This is a genomic window from Streptomyces sp. NPDC006012, assembly GCF_042871185.1.
Classification (GTDB): Bacteria; Actinomycetota; Actinomycetes; order Streptomycetales; family Streptomycetaceae; genus Streptomyces.
Map to the genome: position 1 here is coordinate 82,630 of NZ_JBIAIE010000033.1, position 8,858 is coordinate 91,487.

Here is an 8,858-nt window from a genome sequence, read left to right on the forward strand (position 1 = left end):
CGTGCCCGGGGCGGGAGTCAGGGCGTGTCGTCCGTGTCCGCCGGCTCCGCCAGTACCTGCGCGTGGCACAGCTCGGGGACGCACCAGCAGGCGAGGGTCCTGCCGCGCAGCTCGGCGACGAGTTCGAGCAGTTCGGGGTGTTCCAGGAGGTACGCCCGGTACATCGCCATGACCTCGGCCCGGGTGCCGTCCCGTCGCTTGGCCGCCGTGTCGTGGGCGAAAGGGTTGTACACGGGGTGCCGGGGCAGGTCCCAGCCTCCCAGGGTCCAGCGGCGGCCCACGTGGACGACGTCCGCGGGGGCGTCCTCCAGCCGGGGGCCGAAGTCGTGGATCCGGCCCCTGAGGTCGATGACCTCGGTGGTCATGGCCGCGGTGCCCCGCCGCCGGGCTCCTCCCGGCTCTCGTACGGGAGCAGGTCGGGGCGTTTGGCCGGGCGGCCGTCACCGGAGGAACGGCCGGTCAGCCGGCGGCCTATCCACGGCAGCAGGTGCTGCCGGGCGAACCGCACGTCGGCGGCCCGCCGGGTGACCCAGCCCGGCGGCAGGTCCGCGAGCGGCGGGACGTGCCACTCGGTGTCCTCGGGGGCGTAGCCCAGCTTCTGCCAGATGGCCTCCGCGACCCGGCGGTGCCCATCGGCCGTCAGGTGCAGCCGGTCCACGTCCCACAGCCGCGGGTCGGCCAGCGACGGCGCCGCGTACAGATCCACGACCAGGGCGCCGTGTCGCTCGGCGAGGTCGTCGATGCAGGCGAACAACTGCTCCATGCGGGGCCGGAACCGTTCCAGGACCGGCCCGCGGCGGCCCGGGCTGCGCATGAGCACCAGTTGCTTGCAGGCCGGTGCCAGCCGTTCCACCGCCTCCGTCAGCAGCCCTTGTACCCGTCCCATGTCGCACCTGGGCCGCAGCGTGTCGTTGAGTCCGCCGACCAGCGTGACCACGTCGGCGTTCATGGCGGCGGCCACGTCCACCTGCTCCGCGACGATCTGTCCGATCAGCTTGCCGCGTACCGCGAGGTTGGCGTACCGGAATCCCGGTGTGCGGGCGGCCAGCCGCGCCGCGAGGACGTCCGCCCAGCCTCGGTAGGAGCCGTCCGGCAGCAGGTCCGACATGCCTTCGGTGAAGGAGTCGCCGACCGCGACCAGGCTGGAGTGCGTGGGTTGCGAGGGGATCGTGTGCATGGCGAGTGCGATGCTATCCCGGCGTCGCGGGGCCGTACCCACCGGTCGGTCCGGACCGGGATCCGGCTGGCCGGCCAGGGCCCGTGTGTGCTGGTCGGCCCGGGGGCGGTACCCGCCGGTCCCGGTGCGTTTCCGCCCCACCCGTCCGGGTCCGTTTCCGCTCACCGGTCCGGGCCCGTGCCACGGCGGGCCGCCGTGGCACGGGCCCGGTGGGGCTCACGCGTGCTGGCCGAACAGTTCCCGCAGCAGGTCCTCCATGGTGACCAGGCCGGCCAGCCGCCCGTCGGCGCCGAGCACCGCGGCCAGATGCGTACGGCTGCCGCGCAGCGCGGTGAGCACGTCGTCCAGCGGTGTGTTCTCCCGTACGCGCGCGATGGGCCGCATGTCCTGCTGCCGCAGCGGCAGGTCCCGGGGCGAGGCCTCCAGCGCGTCCTTGACATGCAGATAGCCGACGATGTGGCGTCCGTCGTCCACCACTGGGAAACGGGAGAAGCCCGACTGGGCCGACAGCCGCTCCAACTGCTCGGGCGTGACGCCCACGCGCGCGTACACCACGTCGTCCAGCGGGACCACCACGTCCCGCACCGGCCGTCGGCCCAGCTCCAGGGCGTCGTGCAGCCGTTCCCGCGCCCGGTCGTCGATCAGGCCCGCCTCGCCGGCGTCGCGCACGATCTGGGCCAGCTCCGCGTCCGAGAACGTGGCGGTGACCTCGCCCTTCGCCTCCACTCTGAGCAGCTTGAGCAGGGCGTTCGCGAAGGCGTTGACCGTGAAGATCACCGGGCGCAGGGCCCGGGAGAGGGCGACCAGGGGAGGGCCGAGCAGCAGTGCGCTGCGCACCGGTTCGGCGAGCGCGACGTTCTTGGGCACCATCTCGCCGAGCAGCATGTGCAGATAGGTCGCCAGCGCCAGCGCGATCACGAACGACACGGCCTGGCCCGCGCTCGTGGGTATGCCCACCGCGTGGAAGACCGGCTCCAGCAGATGCGCGATGGCCGGCTCGGCGACGACGCCGAGGACCAGCGTGCACAGCGTGATGCCCAGCTGGGCGGCGGCCAACAGCGCGGACACGTGCTGCAGCCCCCACAGCACGATCTTCGCCCGCCGGTCGCCCGCCTCGGCGTGCGGTTCGATCTGCGAGCGCCGCACCGAGATCAGCGCGAACTCGGCGCCCACGAAGAAGGCGTTGACGACGAGCGTCGCCAGCCCGATCAGCAGCTGTACGGCGGTCATGTCCCGTCCTCCGCGCTCTCCTCGGTCATGTCGTCCGGCGGGGCGTGCAGCAGCAGCCGGGCCGCCCGGTGTCCCGACGCGTCGACCACGTCGAGCCGCCACCCGGCGACCTCGACGCTGTCCCCGGCCACGGGGATGCGGCCCAGCTCGGCGGCGACCAGGCCGGCCAACGTCTCGTAGGGCCCCTCGGGCGTCCGCAGGCCCACCCGGGCGAGCTGGTCGGTGCGGGCGGCGCCGTCGGCCGAGTACACCGCCCTGCCGTCGGCGTCCGCCCCGGCGGGGGCGAGGTCGGGTGTCTCGTGCGGGTCGTGCTCGTCCCGCACCTCGCCGACGACCTCCTCGACGATGTCCTCCAGGGTCGCCACGCCCGCCGTACCGCCGTACTCGTCGATGACGACCGCCATGGTGCGCTTGCCGGAGAGACGGTCCAGGAGCCGGTCGACGGTCAGCGACTCGGGGACGAGCAGCGGCTCGCGCATGATCTGCGCGACGTTGCACCGGGCCCGCTCCTCGCCGGGCAGCGTCAGTACGTCCTTGATGTGCGCGATCCCGACGACCGTGTCCAGGTTCCCGCGGTAGACCGGGAACCGGGACAGCCCGGTCGCCCGGGTCGCGTTGGCCACGTCCTGGCAGCTCGCCTGGGTGTCGAGGGCGACGACCTGGACCCGCGGGGTCATCACGTTCTCCGCGGTGAGGTCGGCGAGGTTCAGGGTCCGTACGAACAGTTCGGCGGTGTCCGGCTCCAGTGCGCCCTCTTTGGCGGAGTGCCGGGCCAGCGCCGCCAGCTCCTGCGGTCCGCGGGCGGAGGCCAGCTCCTCGGCCGGTTCCACGCCGAAGCGGCGCACCACGCGGTTGGCGGTGTCGTTCAGATGCGCGATGAAGGGCCGGAAGACGGCGCTGAACCAGCGCTGCGGACTGCCCACCCGCTTGGCCACGGCCAGCGGCGAGGAGATCGCCCAGTTCTTGGGCACCAGTTCGCCTACGACCATCAGGAAGACCGTGGACAGCGCGGTGCCGATGACCAGGGCGACCGTGCCTGCCGCGGAGGACGGGACGCCGAGCGATCGCAGCGGGCCCGCGATCAGCCTGGCGATGGACGGCTCGGAGAGCATGCCGACCACCAGGTTGGTGACCGTGATGCCGAGCTGCGCACCGGAGAGCTGAAACGTCAGATGCCGTACGGCCTTGAGGGCACCGGCGGCGCCGCGCTCACCGCGTGCGGCCGCACGTTCGAGGTCGCCGCGTGCGACCGTGGTGAGCGAGAACTCCGCGGCGACGAAGGCACCGCAGGCGAGCGAAAGCAGCACCGCCACCAGCAGGAGGAGCACTTCGGTCATCGGGTCACCTCCGTCCCATGATCGGCCAGGGCGGGGCGGAACGCGCGATGTCGCGGACTGGGAGGTTCGTCCATGGGTGGACGCTCACACCTTTCGTCGGGGAGGCGGGGGAGACGGGGAGAGAGGCCGGTCGGCCACTCGCCGTCCTCCAAGGGTAAAGGATCAGCAAAAGGAACCGGCTGGGCGGTGGGTCCCAGGCCGGGGCGACGGCCGGTCAACCTGACGGACACGGCGAGTGACGGCAGGTGAAGTATTGGAGAACGTTGCGAGTCGACTCGGCGAGCGTTGCGGTAACTCTCCGTCACGTCATGCGCGATTTAGTCGTCCCTGCCCCTAAGGCGTGGAAGGCCTGGCCGTAGCGTGAACCGTCCGTGGACCAATGGTCCTGGTTGTCTCAAGAGGGATTGGCTTAGCTCTGATGCACGAAGTGCGCGGCAGAACGTCGACACCCGCCGGTGGCGTCGCACTTGCCGAGAGCCCGCCCAGACCCGCGGGCCACCGGACACCGTCGGCCGCCGGCCGGAGCCGCCCTCGGCTGTACGTCGTCGACGGCATCCGCCTGGTGGCCGCCCTGATGGTGGTGCTGCACCACTACGCCGGCACGAACCGGGTCAACAAACCGGGCAACGCGATCTGGGACCGGCCGGTGTCCGACATCATGCCCACGGTCTTCCGGTTCGCCTCGTTCGGCTGGATCGGCGTCGAGATCTTCTTCGTGATCAGCGGCTTCGTCATCTGCATGTCGTGCTGGGGGCGTACTCCGCGCCAGTTCTTCGTCTCGCGGGTGATCCGCCTCTATCCGGCGTACTGGTTCGCCATCGTCTTCACCACGGCCGTGCTGGTGGCGCTGCCCGGGGTGTGGCAGCGGCTGGCTCTGCACGACATCCTGGTCAACTTCACGATGCTGCAGGCCGGCGTGGGCGTGCCGCACGTCGACTCGGTCTACTGGACCCTCTGGTCGGAGCTGCGCTTCTACCTCCTCTTCCTGATGGTCGTCGCCATGGGCCTGACGTACCGCAGGGTCGTGATCTTCTGCTGTGTGTGGGGCGTGGCGGCGATGATCGCGCCGATCGCCGATTTCCGGCTGCTGGAGGTGGCGGCCGATCCGACCGGGGCCTGGTACTTCATCGCGGGTCTCGCCCTCTACCTCATGTACCGCTTCGGCCAGGATCTGCTGCTGTGGGGCATCCTCGCCATGGCCTGGCTGATGGGCCAGCAGGAACTGGGCAGCCGGGTGGCCTATGAGGGCGTCTCCAGCTGGCGCGGAGCCGTGCTGATCTTCACCGTGTTCATGCTCGTGATGGTGGCCGTCGCCCTCGGCGCGACCGACCGCATCCGCTGGAAATGGCTGATCACCGCCGGCGGCCTGACCTACCCCGTCTACCTGACGCACTACCTGGCGGGTACGACGCTGATCCACCGCCTGCGTGATGCCATGGACCCCCGGCTGCTGGTCGTCGCCGTGATCGCCGGGTTCCTGGTGCTGGGCTGGCTGGTGCACCGGTTCGTGGAGCGGCCGGTGGCCAAGACGCTGAAGACCGGTCTTGAACGCTCGTTCGCCAGGGCTGCCGGGTAGCAACAGGCCGGCGGCGAACGGGGGCCGCGGCGCGGCGGGTGTGACAGGGGGTTCGCTCAGTTCGTCGGCGGGCGTGGCGCGGTGGCCCGTTCAGTTCGTGGGCGGGCGGAACTCCGGCTGATCGATGAGGCGCAGCCAACTGCCGTCCGCCTGCCGCCTGACCACCTGGGCGCGGGCGCCCGCGCCGTCCCGGGGCGGCGTGGCGGTCAGCGCGATGTCACCGCAGACCAGGGTCGGGAGCGGCTGCTCCGGTTCGAAGCGCGGCACTCCGGCGAGCACCTTCTCCCACAGCTGCCGGATGGCCTCGCGGCCCACCGTCACACTGCCCGGCGGGTAGGCCATCACCGCCTCCTCCTCGTACAGGGCGGCGAGACCGGCGGCATCACCGGCGTTGGCTCGCTCCACGAAGAGACGGGTGAGGTCCTCCGGGTGTACGGCCTTCTCGTGCTCGGGCATGATCGTTCCCTTCCTGCCCTGTCGTTCAGGTGCGGGCTGTTCTGTTCCGTGGTCCAGGCACCGGCCGCGGTCCCGGTACCCGGGAGCGGCGTGGCGATTCCGGTACGGGGACCGGCGTGGCGATTTTCCGGCGGAGACCGAGTAGAAGTCCAATCAATAGTTTGGATCGGCCTTAGAATAAAAAGTTATGGATATCAGGCAGCTGAGGTACTTCGTCGCCGTGGCGCAGGAAGCGAATTTCACCAGGGCCGCGGAGCTGATGCACATCAGCCAGCCTGGAATCAGCGCACAGATCCGACAGCTCGAAAACGATCTCGGGGCCACGCTGCTCGACCGCTCGGGGCGTACGGTCGTGCCGACCGCGGTCGGCGAAGTGGCGCTGGCCCATGCGCACTCCGTCCTGTCCTCGATGGAGGCGCTGCGGCGGGCTGTCGACGAGATGAACGGGCTCGTGCGGGGCAGGCTCGTCGTCGGCATGGTCACCGCCTGCACCGTCCAGCCGCTGTTCGACGCACTGTCGAGCTTCCACCTCGCCCATCCAGGTGTCGAGATCAGCCTCGTCGAGGACGGCTCCGCGACGCTGGCCGAGTACGTCCGTGCGGGCAGCGTCGACCTGGCACTGATCGGGGCGGCCCGCCAGGCTCCGGAGGACCTGGACGGCTGGCCGGTGATCAGCGAGCCGATCGTCGCCGCGGTCCCCGTCGGTCATCCGCTGGCCGAAACGGACGGGATCACCCTCGCCGAACTCATGGCCCATCCGCTCATCTGCCTGCCCGAGGGGACCGGTGTCCGGGCGACGCTCGATCAGGCAGCCGCGGCGCGCGGCCTGACTCCGGCCGTCGCCCTCCAGGCGAGCGCTCCCGCGGCGGTGGTGAACCTGGCCGAGCGCGGGCTCGGTGTCGCCGTGCTCTCCGCCACCATGGCCGCCCCGCACACGGGTCTGCGGACCGTTGCCATCACCGACGCGGACGTGCCCGCGGTGCTCGCGCTGATCGCGGCGCAGGTCAAGAGCCCGGCGCTGCGCGAACTGCTGCGGCACTGCCGGCAGTCCTTCGGCGGATCGCCAACGCCGGCCGGGGCCGTCCCCGCCTCGTCGGCCGGGGCGTAGCCGAGCGGCCGGGCCCCGGATCCGACGCCCGTCGCTGGGCGGGCTCCGTGCGGCCCGCGGCCAGTTCCCGGTAGAGGGCCACGCGCTCGTCGAGTTCATCGGGGCCGACCGGCGCCAACTTCCCGGTCGTGCTCCCCGGTACCGCACGGACCGCCGTGAAGGCCGCGATGTCCGCGTGCTCTGCGGTCAGCCGCAGCATCCGGTCGCCGTTGGCGCCGATCAGCAGCGGCACCCATCAGCCGTACGCGAGGGTCGCCAGCCCTTTCGCCCGGGGCGTCCGCGTCATGCGGTACGCACGGGACGAGCGCGGCCCGAACCGCCGGCCCCGGCCGAGCCCGCCCCCGCTTGCCACCGCTAGCATCCTGGCGCTAGCGTCGACGTATGGCCAAGACCCAACTGAACGTGCGAGTGGACGAGGGCACCGCCCGCGCCGCCCGCGAGCGTGCCCAGGCCCGTGGCATGAGCGTCAATCGCTATATAGAGGAACTGGTCCAGCAGGACACGGGGGAGGCGGGCCGCACCTTCGTGGAGGCCGCCGCCGACTTCATGAAGCAGTACGAGGACGTGTTCGCGGAGGAGTTCGGTGACGGCCGGGACACCGTCCGGATCGAAGGCCGGCGCTGAACCGTTGAGCGATCTGACCATCGACCTCGCCTGGCTCCTCATGCTCGCCGAACAGAAGACTCCTGGGGACCCGCAGGTCAGCGACTGGGGTGCCCTGGTCGCCGCGGTCGAGCGGCACCGGGCCGAGATATTCGGCATCCCCGTCTACGAGGGCCCGCACGCGCGTGCCGCCGCGCTGCTCCAACTGCTGATCCACATTCCCGCGCTGGAGCGTTCCAACGCCCTGTTCGCCTCCGCCGTCGCCTATGCCTATCTCGTCGCCGGCGGCCTCGGGGTCGCCACCTCACCGGAACAGGTCCGCGATCTCGCGCGGCTGGTCAAGAGCGGAGAGGCGTCGGTGACCGACATCGCGCGGGAGCTGCAGCAGTGGACGACGGACCATTGACCGGTTCCGGGGGGTCACCGGGCCCGCGCCAGCGGGTCGTCAGGTCTGTGCCGAGCGTGTGACAGCCGGGGTACGTGATCGTCAACTGCCTGTGACGGCACGGCAGTTACTGGGGAGTCTTGCAGAAGGCCCGGGCGTTCACGTCGGGGGTGAATGCGTCTCAAGGCTGCTCTGACGTGCACGTCAGAGCGGACGTTTTTGCTGCTCGATGTACTGGCGGACGATCGTCAACGGTGTTCCGCCGCATGATGCGGAGAAGTACGGGGGCGACCACAGGTGTCCGTGCGTGATGGCGGGGTTGATCCGGCCGCTGGTGAACTGTCCCCCGGTCTTCGGCCGGGAGGTGTCCCCAGCCGTATCCGGCGGGCGGAGACGCCTTTGAGGCTGTTGACCATTTTTGAGATTGGCGGCCTTGGGCGGGATAGGGGTCTGTCCTGCTCGAACGGAGTCGAGAGCTTGGGGAAGCACCAGCAGGTGGATGTGATCGGGTTCGCCGTTGAACTCCTTCAGCTCCGCTTCGAAGTCCTCGCAGGCCTTGCGCATGATTTCTTCGCAGCGTGTCAGCATCTCGTCGTTGAACACCCCGCGCTGGTACTTCGTCACGAAGGCCAAGTGCACATGCATCGCCGAAAATAATGTGTCTGCCACGTCTGTAGTCGTTCTGTCCGTCTATGAGGCCCGTTGCAGTTAAGGTCGTGGTTGTGCAGCTCCGCTACAACTACCGGGCTTACCCGGATGCCGCCCAGCGCGGTGCGCTGGCGAGTGCGTTCGGGTGCGCATGGGTGGTGTGGAACGACTGCCTGCGTGACCGGAAGGAAGCGCACGCGGCGGGGCTGCCGTATGTGAAGTCGGCGGAGCTGTCCCGGCTTTGTATCACCCAGGCCAAGCGCACCGGGGAACGTGCCTGGCTCGCCGACGTGTCGGCGGTCGTCCTGCAGCAGTCCCTGCGGGACCTGGATGCCGCG

At 70.4% G+C, this 8,858-nt stretch carries 10 protein-coding genes and 2 pseudogenes; 5 read left to right on the forward strand and 7 right to left on the reverse strand.

From position 1 onward, the window contains the following. Positions 1–17: 17 nt before the first annotated feature. From ACFYPJ_RS35130 to ACFYPJ_RS35145, 4 genes are all read right to left on the reverse strand, one after another. Positions 18–365 carry a DUF4326 domain-containing protein gene (locus tag ACFYPJ_RS35130; protein ID WP_389025666.1) on the reverse strand — a complete coding sequence of 116 codons (348 nt, stop codon included), beginning with the start codon at positions 363–365 and terminating at the stop codon, positions 18–20. Next, a complete protein-coding gene (locus tag ACFYPJ_RS35135) occupies positions 362–1,177 on the reverse strand; it encodes an SGNH/GDSL hydrolase family protein (RefSeq protein WP_389025667.1) in 816 nt (271 codons plus the stop codon). Before ACFYPJ_RS35135 ends, ACFYPJ_RS35130 begins: the two co-directional genes overlap by 4 nt. A gap of 216 nt (positions 1,178–1,393) precedes the next feature. Continuing rightward, complete coding sequence (locus ACFYPJ_RS35140; RefSeq protein ID WP_389025668.1) at positions 1,394–2,407, reverse strand: hemolysin family protein; 1,014 nt, start codon at positions 2,405–2,407, stop codon at positions 1,394–1,396. Further along, entirely contained in the window at positions 2,404–3,744 is a 1,341-nt protein-coding gene (locus ACFYPJ_RS35145; RefSeq protein WP_389025669.1) for a hemolysin family protein, read from the reverse strand. The genes ACFYPJ_RS35140 and ACFYPJ_RS35145 overlap by 4 nt, the downstream gene beginning before the upstream one ends. Positions 3,745–4,162: 418 nt before the next feature. Between ACFYPJ_RS35145 and ACFYPJ_RS35150 the strand changes: the two genes are divergently transcribed. Then, on the forward strand, positions 4,163–5,320 hold the full coding sequence (locus tag ACFYPJ_RS35150) for an acyltransferase family protein (protein WP_389025670.1): 1,158 nt from the start codon (positions 4,163–4,165) through the stop codon (positions 5,318–5,320). 90 nt (positions 5,321–5,410) lie between these two features. Here the strand turns inward: ACFYPJ_RS35150 and ACFYPJ_RS35155 are convergent, their stop codons facing one another. Next, positions 5,411–5,776 carry a YybH family protein gene (locus ACFYPJ_RS35155; protein WP_389025671.1) on the reverse strand — a complete coding sequence of 122 codons (366 nt, stop codon included), beginning with the start codon at positions 5,774–5,776 and terminating at the stop codon, positions 5,411–5,413. A 187-nt stretch (positions 5,777–5,963) separates the two neighbouring features. On the opposite strand from ACFYPJ_RS35155, the gene ACFYPJ_RS35160 reads away from it, so the two are divergent. Then, positions 5,964–6,884: a LysR family transcriptional regulator gene (locus tag ACFYPJ_RS35160; protein WP_389025672.1), complete on the forward strand. Its 921-nt coding sequence runs from the start codon at positions 5,964–5,966 to the stop codon at positions 6,882–6,884. 34 nt (positions 6,885–6,918) lie between these two features. On the opposite strand, the pseudogene ACFYPJ_RS35165 reads toward ACFYPJ_RS35160, so the two are convergent. Further along, positions 6,919–7,116, reverse strand: a pseudogene (locus tag ACFYPJ_RS35165) (LLM class F420-dependent oxidoreductase); the annotation flags it as partial. Positions 7,117–7,265: 149 nt separating this feature from the next. Between ACFYPJ_RS35165 and ACFYPJ_RS35170 the strand changes: the two are divergent. Together ACFYPJ_RS35170 and ACFYPJ_RS35175 are read left to right on the forward strand one after the other, a co-directional pair. Next, positions 7,266–7,508 carry a toxin-antitoxin system HicB family antitoxin gene (locus tag ACFYPJ_RS35170; RefSeq protein ID WP_389025673.1) on the forward strand — a complete coding sequence of 81 codons (243 nt, stop codon included), beginning with the start codon at positions 7,266–7,268 and terminating at the stop codon, positions 7,506–7,508. A 4-nt stretch (positions 7,509–7,512) separates the two neighbouring features. Further along, the gene (locus ACFYPJ_RS35175) at positions 7,513–7,893 is read left to right on the forward strand and encodes a fic family toxin-antitoxin system, toxin component (protein WP_389025674.1); all 381 of its coding nucleotides are present in this window, start codon (positions 7,513–7,515) and stop codon (positions 7,891–7,893) included. Positions 7,894–8,076: 183 nt separating this feature from the next. Here ACFYPJ_RS35175 and tnpA read toward each other — a convergent pair. Next, positions 8,077–8,566: pseudogene (gene tnpA, locus ACFYPJ_RS35180) on the reverse strand (IS200/IS605 family transposase). Positions 8,567–8,594: 28 nt separating this feature from the next. Here tnpA and ACFYPJ_RS35185 point away from each other — a divergent pair. After that, positions 8,595–8,858 (forward strand): helix-turn-helix domain-containing protein (locus ACFYPJ_RS35185; RefSeq protein WP_389025676.1); only part of this gene is annotated, 264 nt, incomplete at its 3' end.